Here is a 16,432-nt window from a genome sequence, read left to right as displayed (position 1 = left end):
AGGGGCCTTCGGCCGTCCAACGTTCGCCATACCCCATTCTATAATTACGAAGCGAATTTCAGACGCAGGACACTAGGCCGGCGGGTCGGTCACCACAATCCGGACCGAACAGGCGTCTGCAGCGGCCCGCTTCAGCACGGGGGCACGCGGATCCGGTACGTCCAGGAACGGCAGCCGGGTCAGCGCCGCGTAGCGTTTCAACGCCGGTTCGCCGAGGACCTGTTCCGCCAGGGCCCGGTCGCCGCCCGGCACCAGATATTCGATCCGGTGCTCGCTGAAGATCCGGACGGCGTGCTCTGCGACTGCCTCCACCAGCGCATCCGCCTGGTTGGCCCGCCGCCGGGCGAAGCGCTGCTGGGACCAGCCGCCGGCAGCGGTCCTGGACGGGATGTGGCGGGTGCCGGTCTTCGCGGCCAGGGCGGCACCGTCACGGACCACGGCCACGGAGTATCCGCCGCGGCGGACCAGCACCAGCCCGAGCGTCCGGGACTGGGCGGCCAGCGATGCCATGCGGGCCACGGCATCGCGGCCGCTGCCGGGCCGTCCGTCCGCAGGCCATGGCGGCTGCAGCAGCGCCACGGCACCGTCCGCCGCGGACAGTTGCAGGCCGCCGTCGACCTCTTCCGCGGCGACGCTGCCGTGGCTGGCAGCGAAACGCTCCACCCAGCCGGGCAGGCGCTCACCGGAGACGAACGCCACACGGGAGTCTGGGGTGGGCATTGCGCGGGTCTCCGTTGTTAGTGGGGTGATGAACTAGAAGTAGCCTATCTATGTGGATGATCTCTTTGGCCAAGGGCCGGACAACGACGACGACGGAACGGCGGCGCCGTCCGGGTCGGCAGTTTCCGGGCCGGCCGCCGGGCGGACGCAGCCCCGGAGCCCGCTGGCCGTGCGGATGCGGCCGAGGACCCTTGACGACGTCGTGGGCCAGCAGCACCTGCTGGGGCAGGGATCGCCGCTGCGCCAGCTGGCCGCCGGCGCAGGAGCCGACTCCTCCGGACCCGCGGGACCGACATCACTCATCCTGTGGGGACCCCCGGGAACAGGAAAGACCACTCTCGCGCATGTGATCGCCAAGGGTCCGGGCCGGAAGTTCGTCGAACTTTCCGCAATCACCGCGGGCGTCAAGGACGTACGCCGCGTGATGGACGAGGCGCTCACGGCCCGGGACCTTTACAAGACCACCACCGTGCTTTTCCTCGACGAGATCCACCGCTTCAACAAAGCCCAGCAGGACGCGCTGCTGCCTGGCGTAGAAAACCGCTGGGTGGTGCTCGTGGCTGCAACCACCGAGAATCCGTCCTTTTCGGTGGTCTCCCCGTTGCTGTCCCGTTCGCTGCTGCTCACGCTCCGCCCCCTGACGGATGCCGACGTCGAGGGGCTGGTCCAGCGGGCCGTGGCTGATCCCCGCGGGCTGAACAGCGCGGTCAAGCTCAGCGAAGAGGCACTGGCCCACCTGGTCAGGTTGTCCGGCGGGGACGCGCGCCGCGCGCTGACAGCGCTGGAGGCGGCTGCCGGTGTGGCGTTCGGTGACGCAGACGACGCCGACGAGGGCCCGGTGGCCGTGGAACTGCGGCACACCGAACGCGCCCTTGATGTTGCCGCCGTCAGGTACGATCGCGCGGGTGACCAGCACTACGACGTCGCGAGCGCCTTCATCAAATCCATTCGCGGATCCGACGTGGATGCCGCACTGCACTACCTGGCACGCATGCTGGAAGCGGGGGAGGACGCGAGATTCATCGCCCGGCGGATCGTGATCTCGGCCGCGGAGGATGTCGGCATGGCGGATCCCACCGCGCTGCAGACCGCCGTCGCCGCGGCGCAGGCCGTGCAGCTGATCGGCATGCCCGAGGGGCGGATTGTGCTTGCCGAGGCGGTCGTCCACCTGGCAACGGCCCCGAAGTCCAACGCCGCGTACATGGGCATCAACAAAGCCACCGCCGACGTCCGGGCGGGCCTGGGCAACGGCATCCCGGCGCACCTGCGGGACGCGCACTATCCGGGATCCAAACAACTCGGGCACGGCCAGGGCTATAAATACGCGCACGACGCCCCGCACGGCGTGGCCACACAGCAGTATCCGCCGGACGACCTCGTCGGCCGGGACTACTACCAGCCCACCGCGAATGGCGCCGAACGCGATATTTCCACCCGGCTGGAGCGGCTCCGGAAGATCATCCGCGGCGGCTGAGGGATGGCGCCGGGACCCGGACTGCCGCGGCGGACAGCCGCCGGCGTCCGCCCCGTTGACTTCCGGCGGGGGAGGGCTAACGTTGAATTACGCCAGCACAGATCTGTTGGACGTGCGTGCCTTGAGGGGGACATCGCACAAATGCCGGTTACTCGCATCCTTAGGCCCCAGGTCGGCGGCCGGCACAGAATTTGCTTGGCACAACCTTTATGCGTCTCCGTCCCAGTCTTCAGGTAGTGTCCCATGTCCGTAAATTTCGTCACAGCAGTATCCGTTAAGTCCTTCGATCTCCCGGACAAGAAGCGGTGCCCGGACAAGGCGGAATTCGACCTTGTCACCGTCAACGACTACTCAGTGGCCCGGCTGATCCTCAACCGCGGCTGGCGGTGGTCCGAAAGCATCAAACCGTTCGAGAAAACCGACTTCTGCCAGCACAACCACCTCGGATTCTGCGTGTCCGGTGTGATGGAGGTGGAAACCTCCGACGGTGTCCGTTCGACGATCCATGCCAACGACACCTACACGCTGCCTCCCGGCCACGATGAGTGGGTGGTGGGCGACAAGCCGTTCATCGCCGTCGAGTTCCTGGGCGCCGCTTCCTTCGGCCGGCAGGCAAGCCGCGGAGTCCACGCACGGACCTGACAGGAACCGCGGGGGAGCCCGGGTGTGCATCATGGTAGGATTGTTCGTTGTCTGGCAAGGCACGGACGCGCAATCCCACCAAAATTTCTTTTGATGAGGTTACGCCTGTGCCCAGTAGCAAAAGGCAGCGGTTGGCCGATGCTCTCCATCGTGGAGGCCAGTAACACTGACACACCGCAGATATTGGAAGGACACAAGTGGCTAACAACACTCGTGCTCGCCGTACCGCACGCCTCTCGCGTGCACTCGGCATTGCTCTGACCCCCAAGGCCGCCAAGTACATGGAGCGCCGCCCGTACGGCCCCGGTGAGCATGGCCGTGCCCGCAAGAAGCAGGACTCCGACTACGCCGTACGTCTGCGCGAAAAGCAGCGTCTGCGCGCCCAGTACGGCATCCGCGAAGCCCAGATGACCCGTGCCTTCGAAGAAGCACGCCGCACCAAGGGCCTGACCGGTGAAAACCTGATCGAACTGCTCGAAATGCGTCTCGACGCCCTCGTGCTGCGTGCCGGCTTCGCCCGCACCATCGCCCAGGCCCGCCAGCTGGTTGTGCACCGCCACATCCTGGTTGACGGCATCCGCGTTGACCGCCCGTCCTTCCGCGTCGGCGAGGGCCAGCTGGTCCACGTTCACAGCCGCAGCGAAACCATGCCCCCGTTCCAGGTTGCAGCAGCCGGCGCGCACCGCGACGTCCTGCCCCAGGTTCCGGCTTACCTGGACGTCAAGCTCGACGCCCTGCAGGCACGCCTGGTTCGTCGCCCGAAGCGCTCCGAGGTTCCCGTAACCTGCGAAGAGCAGCTCGTCGTCGAATTCTACGCACGCTAAATACCAGCAGCGTATACAAAGAAGCCCGTGGCAAGCGCCGCGGGCTTCTTTGTATGTAAGGTACTGGGGGGAGTTCCGCAAGGGCGGCCATCAGGCTGCTGCGGGACCCGCAGCAGCCCACGGAAACACAAGGAGATGAACGTCTATGTCTGGTGGCGATATTGCCGGCCTGATCGCGGCAGGGGTGTTTGCGCTCCTCGTGCTGATACTCGCCGTGCCCATCCTGAAGCTCGGACGGGTTTTCGACGAAGTCCGGACGTCCATCCGTGCAATCAGCGACGGCGCCACCCCGCTCATGGACGAAGTCACGGCCACGGTTTCCACCACCAACCAGCAGCTCAAGAAGGTGGACGGCATCTCGTCCAACGTCTCGGACGCGTCGGCCAATATTTCCGCGTTGTCGTCCCTGGTGGCGGCCACTGTCGGATCGCCGCTGATCAAGGTGGCAGCGTTCAGCTACGGAGTCCGCTCCGCCCTCTCCGCCCGCAAGAAACCCGCCACCGGCCGCCGCAGCCGCTAATTCCGACGGAGCACTCAATGAAAAGAATCCTCTGGATGGGAATCGGCGTCGCCATTGGCGTGATCGCCTTCCGCAAGATCACCGAGGCGCAGACCACCCTGGGGCCCGAAGGCCTCAATCGGGCCGTGGGCCGGCTGGCCGACGGCATTTACGATTTCGCCGACGCCGTCCGTGAAGGCATGCAGGAACGGGAAACCGACCTGAGGGCAGCCCTGGGCATCGAATCCCAGGACATGGTGCGGCGCTAGCCGCCGCTGCGGGAGAATTAAACGGGCAGTATCCGTTGTTCCGGTACTGGCCATCAGAATCAAACTGTCGCGCGGCAGAACGCGTGAACCAAGAAGGGTAAGTAACCAGGTTATGAAGTCGCAGGAGATCACCAAGCGCTGGATCGACTTTTTTGTCAGCAAAGGCCACACGGCGGTGCCTTCGGCGTCCCTGGTTTCCAGCGACCCCTCCCTGCTGTTCACGGTGGCCGGCATGGTCCCGTTCATTCCGTACCTGACGGCCCGCGAAGAGGCGCCGTACAACCGCGCCACCAGCGTGCAGAAGTGCATCCGCACCGGCGACATCGAGGAGGTCGGCAAGACGGCACGCCACGGTACGTTCTTCCAGATGTGCGGCAACTTCTCCTTCGGCGACTACTTCAAGGAAGACGCCATCAAGTTCGCCTGGGAACTGCTCACCACGAGCGCTGCCGACGGCGGCTACGGCCTGCCGCCGGAGAAGCTGTGGGTCACCGTCTACGAAGAGGATGACGAAGCAGAGCAGCTGTGGCTCAAGAACACCGGCATGCCGGCAGAGCGGATCCAGCGGATGGGCAAGGCGGACAACTACTGGTCCACCGGCCAGCCCGGCCCGGCCGGCCCCTGCTCCGAGATCTACTATGACCGCGGCCCGTCCTATGGCGTCGAGGGCGGCCCCATTGCCGACGAAAACCGCTACGTGGAAATCTGGAACCTGGTGTTCATGCAGTACCAGATCGACAACGTCCGCTCGAAGGTGGACTTCGACATCACCGGCGAACTGCCCAAGAAGAATATCGACACCGGCCTCGGCATGGAGCGCCTCGCGATGATCCTGCAGGATGTCGAGAACATGTACGAGACCGACCAGGTCCGTCCCGTGATCGACCGGGCCGCGGCACTCTCCGGCCGGGAGTACACCTCGGCGGAGTCCGCCGACGACCCGCACCACACCGACGACGTCCGGATGCGTGTTGTTGCCGACCACATCCGCTCCTCGCTCATGCTGATCGCCGACGGCGTGACGCCCTCCAACGAGGGCCGCGGCTACGTGCTGCGCCGCCTCATCCGCCGTGCCGTGCGCTCCATGCGCCTCCTCGGCGTCGAAAAGGCCTGCCTGCCCGAACTGCTGCCGGCCTCGCGGGACGCCATGAAGGGCGTTTACCCCGTAGTGGAGACGGACTTCGAGCGCATCAGCCGCATCGCCTACGCCGAAGAGAAGGCGTTCCTGCGCACCATCGCCTCCGGCACCGCGCGCCTCGAGGACGCCGTCAAGGATTCCAAGGAAGCCGGCCGGCCGCTGTCCGGCGCCGATGCCTTTGCCCTGCACGACACCTACGGCTTCCCCATCGACCTGACCCTGGAAATGGCGGAAGAAGCCGGCCTCAAGGTTGACGAGCCCGAGTTCCGCAAGCTGATGCTCGAGCAGCGCCAGCGCGCCCAGGCCGACGCCAAGGGCAAGAAGGGGTCCCACGCCGACCTCAGTGCCTTCCAGGAGCTGCTGGCCGAGGGTGAGACGGTCTTTACCGGCTACACGGAACTGGCTGGCGAATCGAAGGTCCGCGGCATCCTGTCCGGCGGCCGCAAGGTTTCCCAGGCCTCCACGGGTGACGAGATCGAACTCGTCCTCGCGGAGACCCCGTTCTATGCCGAGGCCGGCGGCCAGGCCGCAGACACCGGTCTGATCACGGGCGACGGATTCGTCGTCGAGGTCCTGGACGTCCAGCGTCCCGTCAAGGGCCTGAGCGTGCACAAGGCGATCGTCCGCGAGGGCGAAATCGGTGCGGACTCGCTCGTGCAGGCAGCAGTGGACCGGGAACGCCGCCACTCCGCGGAGCAGGCCCACACCGGGACGCACATCGTGCACGCCGCCCTGCACCAGATCCTCGGCCCGGAGGCCCTGCAGCGCGGTTCCTACAACAAGGCCGGCTACCTCCGCTTCGACTTTGCCTGGGGCGAGGGGCTCAGCGCCGCCACGCGCTCCGAGATCGAGGAAGTTTCCAACCTAGCCATCCGTAACAACTTCACCGTTGAGACCAAGGTCATGCAACTGGCAGAGGCCAAGGCCCTCGGCGCCATGGCGCTCTTCGGCGAGAACTACGGCAATGAAGTCCGCGTGGTGGAGATCGACGGCGCCTGGTCCCGTGAGCTTTGCGGCGGCACCCATGTGGCCAACACCTCGCTTATCGGCAGCCTGTCCCTGCTGGGGGATCAGTCGGTAGGGTCCGGAAACCGCCGCGTGGAGGCTTTTGTGGGAATGGAGGCGTTCCGGCACCTCGCCGCTGAGCGCGCCCTTGTCACGGAGCTCACCGAAATGCTGAAGGTACCCTCCGGCCTGCTGGCGGACCGCATCGCCACCACGCTGACCAAGCTCAAGACGGTTGAGAAGGAACTGGAGCGCCTGCGCAAGGAGCAGCTGACCGCTGCCGCGGCGCAGCTGGTCGGTACGGCCAAGGACGCTTCCGGAGTAAAGGTCATCGCGCACGACGCCGGACAGGTCAGCGGCGCTGACGACCTCCGCGGACTGGCCCTTGACCTGCGCAGCCGGCTGGGGTCCGAGGCAGCCGCCGTTGCAGTGGCCGGCGTGAGCAACGACCGTCCCGTCATCCTGGTCGCCACCAACGAGGAAGCCCGCGCAGCGGGTGTCAAGGCAGGGGCCCTTGTCCGGCTCGCGGCCGGGATCCTCGGCGGCGGCGGCGGAGGCAAGGACGACGTCGCCCAGGGCGGCGGCACCGACGCTTCGAAGGTGCCGGCGGCTCTTGCCGCCGTCGTGGACGCCATCACGAGGCGATAACCGAACCGTGAATGAATCTGCTGCACCCGACGCCTACCCCCGGGGCATCAAACTGGGGGTGGACGTGGGCACCGTCCGTGTGGGCGTTGCCGTCTGCGACCGCGACGGCATCCTTGCCACACCCTTGAAGACGCTCGATCGGAATGCCAAGAAGAACACGGACGTCCGGGTGCTGGCTGCCTTGGCGACCGAGCTGGGCGCCGTCCAGATTTTCGTTGGCCTGCCGCGCACGCTCAAGGGCGAAGAGCACGCTTCGGCCAGGATGGCTACGGACTACGCGGAACTTCTGGCCGGAGCCCTTGCGGGACTCGGGTCGGACATTCCGGTGCAGCTTATTGATGAGCGTTTGAGCACGGTGACAGCCCACCGCAACCTGCACGAAGCTGGCATGAGCAGCCGGAATCACCGTAAGGTGGTGGATCAGGTTGCCGCCGCAGGAATTCTGCAGCACGCGATCGACATGCAAAGAGCCAGGGGAACGGATGTTGGAAGCCGCGTGTTCGCGGTTTCGCAGACGGGGCTTTCGGGGGACGCCGCAGCGGGAAACGCTGAGCAGGCGGTCTCCGGAAACAATGTGCAATCTTCAGAAAATGGAAGGCTACAGTGAGCCCGGTCAACAGCGGCGAGTCCTCAGGTGAGGAATTCAGTGACTCCGGACGTCAACTGACGCGCAAGGAAATTCGTGCCAGGGAGAAATTCCTGACAACCGAAGGCAATGACGTCGTCCCACCGCAGGCGTTCGAGACACCCGGTGACGAGCCGCAGGTGCCGCCCGCCATGCCGGCGGAGCCGCCCACGGTGCAGCAGCAGGCGGTCCCGCTCCACGACGAACGTCCTGTGCACCCTGCGGCAGCAGTGCACCCCGAGGATGCCGTGCCCGCTGCGCCGCTCCACCACGAAGAGGCAGTGCACCCCGAAGGCTCCGCGGAGTTGGAAGCACACGCCTACGACCCGCACACTGAGCTGCACCCGGAAGCGGGGCACCACGACGCCGGGCACCACGAGTATGTGGAGCACGGCTACCCAGTGCACGGTGACGCGGTGCACGGTTACGGTGACAACGCCGCTTACGCAGGGCACCACCAGGACGAGGCACACCATGTCTATGACGACGCCGACGTCTATCCGCCAGCGGAGCACCACGAGCATCACGCTGACGAACCCGGCCACCCGCTGATGGCCGGTGCTTCTTCCGTTGGCGTCGCCCCGGCCAAGTCCAAGAAGGTGCGCCGCCGCCGCCGCTGGCTGGCGCTCCTGCTGACGCTTGCGGTCTTCGTCACGGCCCTTGTGGTGGGCGCCCAGTTCCTGAAACCGCTGCTCGGCGCGGACACCATCGCCGATTACCCCGGACCCGGTGCAGGAGAGGTGAACGTGTCCGTGGAACCCGGCGAAGGCACGAGGTCGGTTGCCACCAAGCTTCAGGACCAGAAGGTCGTGGCCAACGCGGACACGTTCCTACGGGAGCTCACCGCCTCCGGCGGGACTATTGCTCCGGGGGAATTCCAGTTCCGCCAGGAAATGAAGAACTCCGACGCGGTGGCCGTCCTGCTGGGCAAGGGTGATGGCAAAGTCATGTACTTCGCCCTGAGCGCGGGACTCCGGATTGGCGAGTCGCTGCAGGCAATTTCCCAGGGATCCGGGATCCCCGTCGCGGAGCTCTCGGCCTTGAGCGACTCCCCGGCGCAGTTCGGGCTGCCGGCGAAGGCCAAGAACCTGGAAGGCTACCTGGCTCCTGGTGAGCACCGCTTCCCGGTGGGCACCCCGGCCAAGGAGATTCTCCAGAAGCTCGTCACGGTTACGACTGACGAGCTGAAGGCACAGGGAGTCACCGACCCCGCGAAACAGTACGACGTCGTCACGGTTGCCAGCATCGTCCAGGCCGAAGGCGGACAAGCTGAGTACGGCGATGTGGCCGGCGCCATCTACAACCGTCTCAAGCCAAATAACACCGAGACGGCCGGACTGATCCAGTCCGATGCCACGGTGACCTACGGGTTGGGTATCAAGAGCTTTTATATCGACGAGGCACAAAAGGCGGACAAGTCCAACCCATACAACACCTACGCTAATCAGGGGCTACCGGTTGGCCCGATCGGATCACCCGGTAAGAGCGCGATCGACGCGGCCGCAAAACCCAAGGCCAATGACTACATGTATTGGGTGACGATTAATCTGGACACGAAGGAGACCAAGTTCTCCAAGACTCTGGCCGAGCACCTCCGCTATGTGGAGCAGTACAACACCTGGTGCGCCGCTAACGCGGGACGTTGCACGTGACCCTGAAGGCTGCCGTCCTTGGGCATCCGATCGGCCATTCGAAGTCCCCGGCACTACATCGGGCCGCGTACGCCCGCCTGGGCGTTGACGTGGCGTATTCCGCCATCGATGTGACCGTTCCTGAGCTTCCGGCATTCATGGCGGCCGTGCGCAACGAGCCAGGCTGGCGCGGACTGTCCGTCACCATGCCGCTCAAGACCGCCATGGTTTCCGAGGTTGACGAGGTCCGCGGAGTGGCAGGCATCCTGGGCGTGGTGAACACCGTGGTGTTTGAAGCCGAAGGCGGTTCCGTGCGCAGGGTCGGCTACAACACCGACGTCGCCGGCATCGTGAACGCCGTGCGGCATGCCGGTGTGGCCGCCGCACCGTCCGCGGTGGTCCTGGGCGGCGGCGGTACAGCTGCGGCTGCAGTCGCCGCGCTCAAGGACCTCGGCGCACCGTCTGCGGATATTTACGTACGCGACGTGCGGCGGGCGGCGGAAGCCCGGGCCGCGTCCGACGGCGTGGGCCTTCCGGTCCGTATCCTTCCACTGACCGGCGCGGCCGACGCAATGGCCGCCGCCGACGTCGTAATTTCCACCCTCCCTCCCCACGGGGCAGACGCCCTGGCGGAGCAGCTCGCGGGCCTCCGCACCCCGACTCCCGGGGTCCTGCTCGATGTCGCCTACGATCCCTGGCCCAGCCGGATTGCCTCCGTCTGGCAGCACGGGGGAGGATCCGTGGTTCCCGGCCTGGAGATGCTGCTTTACCAGGCGGTGGAGCAGGTGCGGTTTTTCAGCGGCCTCGGCGACGACGTCACGGCCGATGTCATAGATGTGATGTGTGACGCAGTCGGGGCACCCCGACGAGTGTTCTAACCGCCCTACGTGGCAGGATGGATTTTATGTTGCGTTGGTTGACTGCCGGTGAATCCCATGGCCCGGCACTGGTCGGAATAATTGAAGGCGTGCCTGCCGGTGTAGAACTCACCAGCAGCCAGATCGCCGATGCCCTGGCCCGTCGGCGCCTCGGCTACGGCCGCGGTGCCCGGATGAAGTTCGAGCAGGACGTCGTGACCGTGCTTGGCGGCGTCCGCCACGGCATCACGCAGGGCGGTCCCGTGGCCATCCAGGTGGGCAACACCGAATGGCCCAAATGGGAGCAGATCATGGCCGCGGACCCGGTGGCGCCGGAAATCCTCGCCGACCAGGCGCGCAACGCACCACTGACCAGGCCCCGCCCCGGACACGCGGACTTCACGGGAATGCAGAAGTACGGCTTCGACGAAGCCCGCCCCGTTCTGGAACGGGCCAGCGCCCGCGAAACCGCCACCCGCGTAGCACTCGGAACCGTGGCCGCGCAGTTCCTCAAGCAGCTGGGCATTGAGCTTGTCAGCCACACCGTGTCGATCGCCAGCGTCACCGTACCCGAAGGACGGCCGTTGCCGGTTCCGGACAACGTCATTGCCCTTGATGCGGATCCGCTCCGCTGCTTCGACCGGGAAACCTCGGACGCCATGGTGGCCGAGGTCGACGCTGCGCACAAGGAAGGCGAAACCCTGGGCGGCGTGGTCGAGGTGCTGGCCTACGGCCTTCCCCCCGGACTCGGCAGCTACGTCCACTGGGACCGCCGCCTGGACTCCCGCCTTGCCGCTGCCCTCATGGGCATCCAGGCCATCAAGGGTGTGGAGGTGGGCGACGGATTCCTTACCGCCTCGCGCCGCGGCTCCGCCGCGCACGACGAAATCGTCAAGGACTCCGACGGGCGGATCATCCGCACCAGCAACCGGGCGGGCGGCATCGAGGGCGGCATGAGCATCGGCGACGTCCTGCGCGTCCGTGCCGCGATGAAGCCCATTGCCACCGTTCCGCGCGCCCTGAAGACCATCGACGTGAGCACCGGCGAGGCCGCCAAGGCCCACCACCAGCGCTCTGACGTCTGTGCCGTCCCGGCCGCGGGCGTCGTGGCCGAGGCAATGGTGGCCCTGGTGCTCGCCGAGGCAGTGGCAGAAAAGTTCGGCGGAGATTCGGTCGCGGAGACCGCCCGCAACATCAAGGGTTACCTGGACAACATTCCGGCGTCCCTGGACTCGATCGGCCAGTAGTGCCGGGCAGCATCAGGCACGGCGCTGTGCCACGACGGCCCATCGCCCTCATCGGACCCATGGCGGTGGGAAAGTCGGCGATCGGCCACCAGCTTGCGCAGCAGCTCGGTGCGGCGTTCGTCGACACCGACGTCGTCATCGTGGAAAACCACGGCACCATCGCGGACATCTTCGCCGCCCGCGGCGAGACCGCGTTCCGGGAGATCGAAGCCCGGACCGTGGCGCGGGTCATCGAAGACGCCGGGAACGCCAGCACTGTCATTTCGCTCGGCGGGGGAGCCGTGCTTGACTCCGGCACCCAGCAGCTGCTCCGCCGCTGCACCGTGGTGTACCTCGAATGCGACGCCGACACGGTTTCGGAGCGGATTGCCCGGAATTCGGGCCGGCCGCTCCTGGCAGGTGACGCCATGGGCCGCTGGCGTGCACTGTTTGCCACCCGGCAGCCCGTGTACGAGCGGCTTGCCGATCTCGTTTTCGATGTCCGCCACGGAACCGTCGCGGATCTCGGGCATCGGCTGGAAGAGGCGCTGCGTGAGTACGCGGCGGCACAGACCGCGGCGGCGGAGCCAGTGGCCGCAACAAAGGAAGTTGAAAAGTGAGTAGCGAATCAACCGTCATCAAAGTCACCGGCAAGTCTGCCGCTGACAACTACGACGTCGTTGTGGGCCGTGGCCTGCTCGAACGCCTTCCGGAACTGCTGGGGGAGCGCGTCAAACGCGTCCTGGTCATCCACCCGCGGGCCCTGCGGCTCACCGGGGATACCGTCCGCGACGAACTGGCCTCGGCCGGATTCACCGCGCTGACAGCCGAAATCCCGGACGCCGAGGAGGGCAAGCACATCCAGGTGGCCGCCTTCTGCTGGCAGGTCCTCGGACAGAACGACTTCACCCGCTCCGACGCCGTGGTGGCTGTCGGCGGCGGCGCTGTCACGGACCTGGCCGGGTTCGTGGCCGCGACCTGGCTCCGCGGGGTCAAGGTCATCCACATGCCCACCAGCCTGCTCGGCATGGTGGACGCAGCCGTTGGCGGCAAGACCGGCATCAACACGGCCGAGGGCAAGAACCTGGTGGGCGCCTTCCACCCGCCCGCGGCCGTACTCGCCGACCTTGACACCCTCAGCACGCTGCCCAGGAACGAGCTGATTTCGGGGATGGCCGAGGTCATCAAATGCGGCTTCATCGCAGACCCCGCCATTCTGGACCTAGTGGAAAAGGACCCGTCCGCCGTCACCGATTCGCAGTCGACGATCCTCCGCGAGCTGATCGAACGGGCCATCGCAGTCAAGGCCGACGTGGTGTCGGAGGATCTGAAGGAGACCGGCCGGCGGGAGTTCCTCAACTACGGGCACACGCTCGGACACGCGATCGAGCTCGTGGAACGGTACTCGTGGCGGCACGGCGCTGCCGTGTCTGTGGGCATGATGTTCGCCGCTGAACTCGCCCGCAGTGTGGGGCGCCTCAGCGACGCTGATGCCGACCGCCACCGCGCCATCCTGGAATCTCTCGGACTGCCGATCACCTACCGCCGCGACCGGTGGCAGGGGCTGTTGGACGGCATGCGCCGGGACAAGAAGTCCCGTGGCGACCTGCTGCGGTTCGTCGTCCTCGACGGCGTTGCGCGGCCCGGAATCCTCGACGTTCCGGACACGTCCCTGCTGTTTGCCGCCTACCAGGAGATTGCCTCTTGATGACGACCGACGTCATGATTGATTCCATGGGCGGCACGAGCGAGTGGCCGGATGCGGGGTTCCCGGGTATCAAGATCAACCCGGACACGCTGATGCCGGGAATTGTCAACGAAGAAGTATGTAACCTGGCGTTGCAGGCATCGACCGACCCGGCGGACCGCATCATGGTCCTGCTCGCGGAAGGCCATGCCGCAGACGCCGCGGAGCTCCTCGCCGAGGCACGCTACAACGACCCCGAATCCTTCAGGCTGCGCACGTTTGAAGCAGAAGTCCTTCGCGTGTCCAAGCGTTTTGACCGGGCTGTGGACCTTTTCCGCCAGCTCTTGGGCGAAGTCCAGGGAACCGAGCTGGAGGCCCTGGCGCACCAGCACCTGGGGCGGGCCTACTATGCCGGCGGCAACACCGCAGCCGCCGTCGACGAGTTTGCCAAGGCCCTTGACCTGCGCGTCGCGGGATCTGCCGATGCCGCGCTGATCTACTCATCCACCGTCGCACTGCAACGGGCGCGGAACGTCCTGGAAATGTCGTCCTAGGGGCCCTCGCAGCAGCCCGCCCGCATTACCGGTAGAATGGTTCTTGGATTTTTGACAAACACTCGCTGGCAGCCTTTTGGCGTGCCTGCGTGACATAACCGGCTGGCGGCTTGAAGCGGTCAGATACAAACCAGAGGATACCAGTGGCAACCACAAACGACATCAAGAACGGAACCGTGCTGAAGCTTGAGGGCCAGCTCTGGAACATCATCGAGTTCCAGCACGTCAAGCCGGGCAAGGGCGGCGCGTTCGTCCGCACCAAGATGCGCAACGTCATGTCGGGCAAGGTGGTCGACAAGACCTTCAACGCCGGCCTCAAGATCGAGACTGCCACGGTTGACCGCCGCGACTACCAGTACCTGTACCAGGACGGCGCCGACTTCGTGTTCATGGACACCTCGGACTTCGACCAGCTCACCGTGTCCGCCGAGACCGTTGGCGACGCCACCAACTTCATGCTCGAGAACCAGATGGTGAACATTGCCATCCACGAAGGCACCCCGCTCTACATCGAACTGCCGCCGAGCGTCGTTCTCGAAATCACCTACACCGAGCCGGGCCTGCAGGGCGACCGCTCCTCGGCCGGCACCAAGCCCGCCACCCTCGAGACCGGCTACGAGATCCAGGTGCCGCTGTTCGTTGAGAACAACACCAAGGTCAAGGTCGACACCCGCGACGGCAGCTACCTCGGCCGGGTCAACGACTAGTGAGCGCCCGCGGTAAGGCCCGTAACCGGGCCCTGGATGTTCTTTTCGAGGCGGAGCAGCGCTCCCTCTCGGCTTTTGATGTGCTGCGGTCGCGGCGTGAAATAACCGACCAGATCGTCAACCCCTACACCCTTGAAATCGTTGAAGGCGTGGTCTCCCACCAGACCGCCATCGACGAATTCCTGGAGACCTACTCCCAGGGCTGGACGCTGGAACGCATGCCGTCCGTGGACCGCATCATCCTGCGCATCGGTACGTGGGAACTGCTCTATAACGACGACGTTCCCGACGGCGTGGCTGTCAGTGAAGCTGTGGCCCTGGCCAAGACGCTGTCCACGGACGAGTCGCCGTCGTTCATCAACGGCCTCCTGGGCCGGCTGCAGCAGCTGAAGCCTTCGCTGCTGGCGTAGTCGCCCGGTGCCTGGCTGCGGTCGTAACCGCAGCGTTTCACCAATGGAAAGGACCGGTCCCCGCCAAAAGGCGGGGGCCGGTCTTTTTCGTTTCCGCCCAGCCTGTTTCCGCCCAGCCTGTTTCCGCCCAGCCTGTTTCCGCCCAGCTGGCTACCGCTCAGCGAAGCACGGCGTCCCGCCGCGCCGAGATTTCCGCGAGCTGGCGGTGCTCGTCGAGCTGGTGTGCGGGAACGTCCCGGCCGCTGAGGATCCGCTGCCGGATGAAGGCAAGCTGCGTGGCCGCGTGCAGGAAGGCTTTCATCTGTTGCCCCCGGCCGAACTGCTTCGCCCAGCGGACCGCTGCGCGGCGGCCGCCGGCGGTCGCGAGCATGTCCACTTCCGGCGGCGTGAACCACCCCGCTGCCGCATATTCCAGGAGCCGCTGGCGCGTCAGCCGGTTCTCCGCCACGCGCAGCAGGACTATCACGATGACGGCCAGGACGAAGATGGGCACCTGGACCACGATGTACTGCAGCAGGAAGTCCTGGCCCATGCTGTTCCACATGCTGTGCAGCAACATGGCCGGGACCAGGCCGGCGAAGAACGCCACGACAGACATCCCGGTGTGCCAGCGGCGCGCCGCAAAGCCGAGGATCAGCCCCGTGGTCCCGGTAAAGATGGCGTGGGCGAAGGGGGACATCACGCCCCGCAGGAAGAAGACAACCGCGAGGTCCGCGCCCGGAGTGCTGGACTCGGCGATGGCCCGGCCGAAATAGAGGATGTTTTCCGTGAAGGCAAAGCCGCCGGCGATCGTGAAAGCGAACACCACGCCGTCCACTGGTCCGTCGAAGTGCTTCCGCGCCAGCAGCAGGAGCAGAAGCAGGCCCAGGGACTTCGCGAATTCCTCCACCACCGGGGCCTGGACCGTGACGGCAAACGTCCTGTAGTCCATGCCGGCGGGCGGCGCCGCGGCCAGTGCAAAGAACGGCTGGATCAGCAGCGTGACGGAAATGGACACCACAGCGCCCCAGAGGAAGGCGAACAGCAGCAGGCGTTTCGGCTCGGGTTCCCAGCGGTCAATAAGGTAGACGGCCAGAAGAACGGCGCCCAGTGGAATCAGGGAGGCGATGAAGCCGATTACGAACCCGGTGACGCCGGTGTTGCCCACCAGGTACGGGAGGACCAGGAAGAGGCTTGCGAAGGCCAGGAAACCGCCGCCGCCCACAAGGCCTACCACCCCCGCACTCGAACGTTTGCGCACGGCGGCCGGCGGCATGACAGTGGTCACCGCAGGCGCGTTGTTGTTCGCGGGTGCCGCACGGTAGAGGCCGGGACGGACCTGGCCCATCCAGGTGGGGTTGGTCTGCTGCGGCAGGTCCCGCCCGGGCCATGGGGGCTGCTGCCCGTTTCCACGGCCGCCGGACGGATCGTGCTGCGGCCAAGGCGCGTTCGATGTCATGAGATTGAGCCTATGTCCCGCCAACCGCCGCATCCAAGGCCGGCCTTGGTGCGGCGGCGGCGGACTGGAGGCAACCAT

The 16,432-nt window shown here is 66.1% G+C and carries 17 protein-coding genes; 15 read left to right on the top strand and 2 right to left on the bottom strand.

What is annotated here, in order from left to right; all coding sequences use genetic code 11:
• Positions 1-72 precede the first annotated feature (72 nt).
• Entirely contained in the window at positions 73-720 is a 648-nt protein-coding gene (locus tag PV761_RS10315) for an acVLRF1 family peptidyl-tRNA hydrolase (protein ID WP_347896435.1), read from the bottom strand.
• Between the two features lie 52 nt (positions 721-772).
• Between PV761_RS10315 and PV761_RS10310 the strand changes: the two genes are divergently transcribed.
• The 15 genes from PV761_RS10310 to nusB all read left to right on the top strand — a co-directional run bounded on the left by PV761_RS10310 (position 773) and on the right by nusB (position 14,916).
• Positions 773-2,194: a replication-associated recombination protein A gene (locus tag PV761_RS10310; RefSeq protein ID WP_028269106.1), complete on the top strand. Its 1,422-nt coding sequence runs from the start codon at positions 773-775 to the stop codon at positions 2,192-2,194.
• 243 nt (positions 2,195-2,437) lie between these two features.
• Entirely contained in the window at positions 2,438-2,836 is a 399-nt protein-coding gene (locus tag PV761_RS10305) for a cupin domain-containing protein (protein WP_347896432.1), read from the top strand.
• 197 nt (positions 2,837-3,033) lie between these two features.
• On the top strand, positions 3,034-3,660 hold the full coding sequence (gene rpsD, locus PV761_RS10300) for a 30S ribosomal protein S4 (protein WP_011692125.1): 627 nt from the start codon (positions 3,034-3,036) through the stop codon (positions 3,658-3,660).
• A 145-nt stretch (positions 3,661-3,805) separates the two neighbouring features.
• Positions 3,806-4,180: a DUF948 domain-containing protein gene (locus PV761_RS10295; RefSeq protein ID WP_028269108.1), complete on the top strand. Its 375-nt coding sequence runs from the start codon at positions 3,806-3,808 to the stop codon at positions 4,178-4,180.
• Between the two features lie 17 nt (positions 4,181-4,197).
• A complete protein-coding gene (locus PV761_RS10290) occupies positions 4,198-4,428 on the top strand; it encodes a DUF6167 family protein (RefSeq protein WP_028269109.1) in 231 nt (76 codons plus the stop codon).
• 112 nt (positions 4,429-4,540) lie between these two features.
• Positions 4,541-7,219, top strand: a complete 2,679-nt coding sequence (alaS, locus tag PV761_RS10285; RefSeq protein WP_347896429.1) for an alanine--tRNA ligase — start codon at positions 4,541-4,543, stop codon at positions 7,217-7,219.
• Between the two features lie 7 nt (positions 7,220-7,226).
• Entirely contained in the window at positions 7,227-7,826 is a 600-nt protein-coding gene (gene ruvX / locus PV761_RS10280) for a Holliday junction resolvase RuvX (RefSeq protein WP_347896427.1), read from the top strand.
• Positions 7,823-9,496, top strand: coding sequence for an endolytic transglycosylase MltG (gene mltG / locus PV761_RS10275; protein ID WP_347896425.1), 1,674 nt, complete (start codon positions 7,823-7,825; stop codon positions 9,494-9,496). Before ruvX ends, mltG begins: the two co-directional genes overlap by 4 nt.
• Positions 9,493-10,353, top strand: coding sequence for a shikimate dehydrogenase (locus tag PV761_RS10270; protein WP_055803254.1), 861 nt, complete (start codon positions 9,493-9,495; stop codon positions 10,351-10,353). Before mltG ends, PV761_RS10270 begins: the two co-directional genes overlap by 4 nt.
• Before the next feature lie 26 nt (positions 10,354-10,379).
• On the top strand, positions 10,380-11,579 hold the full coding sequence (gene aroC, locus PV761_RS10265) for a chorismate synthase (protein ID WP_028269114.1): 1,200 nt from the start codon (positions 10,380-10,382) through the stop codon (positions 11,577-11,579).
• A 59-nt stretch (positions 11,580-11,638) separates the two neighbouring features.
• The gene (locus tag PV761_RS10260) at positions 11,639-12,178 is read left to right on the top strand and encodes a shikimate kinase (RefSeq protein WP_051628686.1); all 540 of its coding nucleotides are present in this window, start codon (positions 11,639-11,641) and stop codon (positions 12,176-12,178) included.
• Complete coding sequence (gene aroB / locus PV761_RS10255; RefSeq protein WP_347896422.1) at positions 12,175-13,266, top strand: 3-dehydroquinate synthase; 1,092 nt, start codon at positions 12,175-12,177, stop codon at positions 13,264-13,266. The genes PV761_RS10260 and aroB overlap by 4 nt, the downstream gene beginning before the upstream one ends.
• Positions 13,266-13,799: a tetratricopeptide repeat protein gene (locus PV761_RS10250; RefSeq protein WP_231510977.1), complete on the top strand. Its 534-nt coding sequence runs from the start codon at positions 13,266-13,268 to the stop codon at positions 13,797-13,799. The genes aroB and PV761_RS10250 overlap by 1 nt, the downstream gene beginning before the upstream one ends.
• A 143-nt stretch (positions 13,800-13,942) precedes the next feature.
• Complete coding sequence (gene efp / locus PV761_RS10245) at positions 13,943-14,506, top strand: elongation factor P (protein WP_028269118.1); 564 nt, start codon at positions 13,943-13,945, stop codon at positions 14,504-14,506.
• Positions 14,506-14,916, top strand: a complete 411-nt coding sequence (gene nusB, locus PV761_RS10240) for a transcription antitermination factor NusB (RefSeq protein WP_028269119.1) — start codon at positions 14,506-14,508, stop codon at positions 14,914-14,916. Before efp ends, nusB begins: the two co-directional genes overlap by 1 nt.
• A 157-nt stretch (positions 14,917-15,073) precedes the next feature.
• Here the strand turns inward: nusB and PV761_RS10235 are convergent, their stop codons facing one another.
• Positions 15,074-16,354 (bottom strand): PrsW family intramembrane metalloprotease, encoded by a 1,281-nt coding sequence (locus PV761_RS10235; RefSeq protein WP_028269120.1) that lies wholly within the window; start codon positions 16,352-16,354, stop codon positions 15,074-15,076.
• Positions 16,355-16,432 lie beyond the last annotated feature (78 nt).

It is taken from the genome of Arthrobacter sp. CC3, assembly GCF_039907775.1.
Taxonomy (GTDB): Bacteria; Actinomycetota; Actinomycetes; order Actinomycetales; family Micrococcaceae; genus Arthrobacter.
Note: the sequence above shows the minus strand (reverse complement) of the source record. Positions and strands in the feature narration are given on the sequence as shown.

What these genes read in the sequence shown, in the direction of transcription:
- PV761_RS10315 (WP_347896435.1), bottom strand. Translation starts at nt 720, where the DNA reads ATGCCCACCCCAGACTCCCGTGTGGCGTTCGTCTCCGGTGAGCGCCTG.
- PV761_RS10305 (WP_347896432.1), top strand. Translation starts at nt 2,438, where the DNA reads ATGTCCGTAAATTTCGTCACAGCAGTATCCGTTAAGTCCTTCGATCTC.
- PV761_RS10295 (WP_028269108.1), top strand. Translation starts at nt 3,806, where the DNA reads ATGTCTGGTGGCGATATTGCCGGCCTGATCGCGGCAGGGGTGTTTGCG.
- PV761_RS10290 (WP_028269109.1), top strand. Translation starts at nt 4,198, where the DNA reads ATGAAAAGAATCCTCTGGATGGGAATCGGCGTCGCCATTGGCGTGATC.
- alaS (WP_347896429.1), top strand. Translation starts at nt 4,541, where the DNA reads ATGAAGTCGCAGGAGATCACCAAGCGCTGGATCGACTTTTTTGTCAGC.
- aroC (WP_028269114.1), top strand. Translation starts at nt 10,380, where the DNA reads ATGTTGCGTTGGTTGACTGCCGGTGAATCCCATGGCCCGGCACTGGTC.
- PV761_RS10260 (WP_051628686.1), top strand. Translation starts at nt 11,639, where the DNA reads ATGGCGGTGGGAAAGTCGGCGATCGGCCACCAGCTTGCGCAGCAGCTC.
- PV761_RS10250 (WP_231510977.1), top strand. Translation starts at nt 13,266, where the DNA reads ATGACGACCGACGTCATGATTGATTCCATGGGCGGCACGAGCGAGTGG.
- PV761_RS10235 (WP_028269120.1), bottom strand. Translation starts at nt 16,354, where the DNA reads ATGACATCGAACGCGCCTTGGCCGCAGCACGATCCGTCCGGCGGCCGT.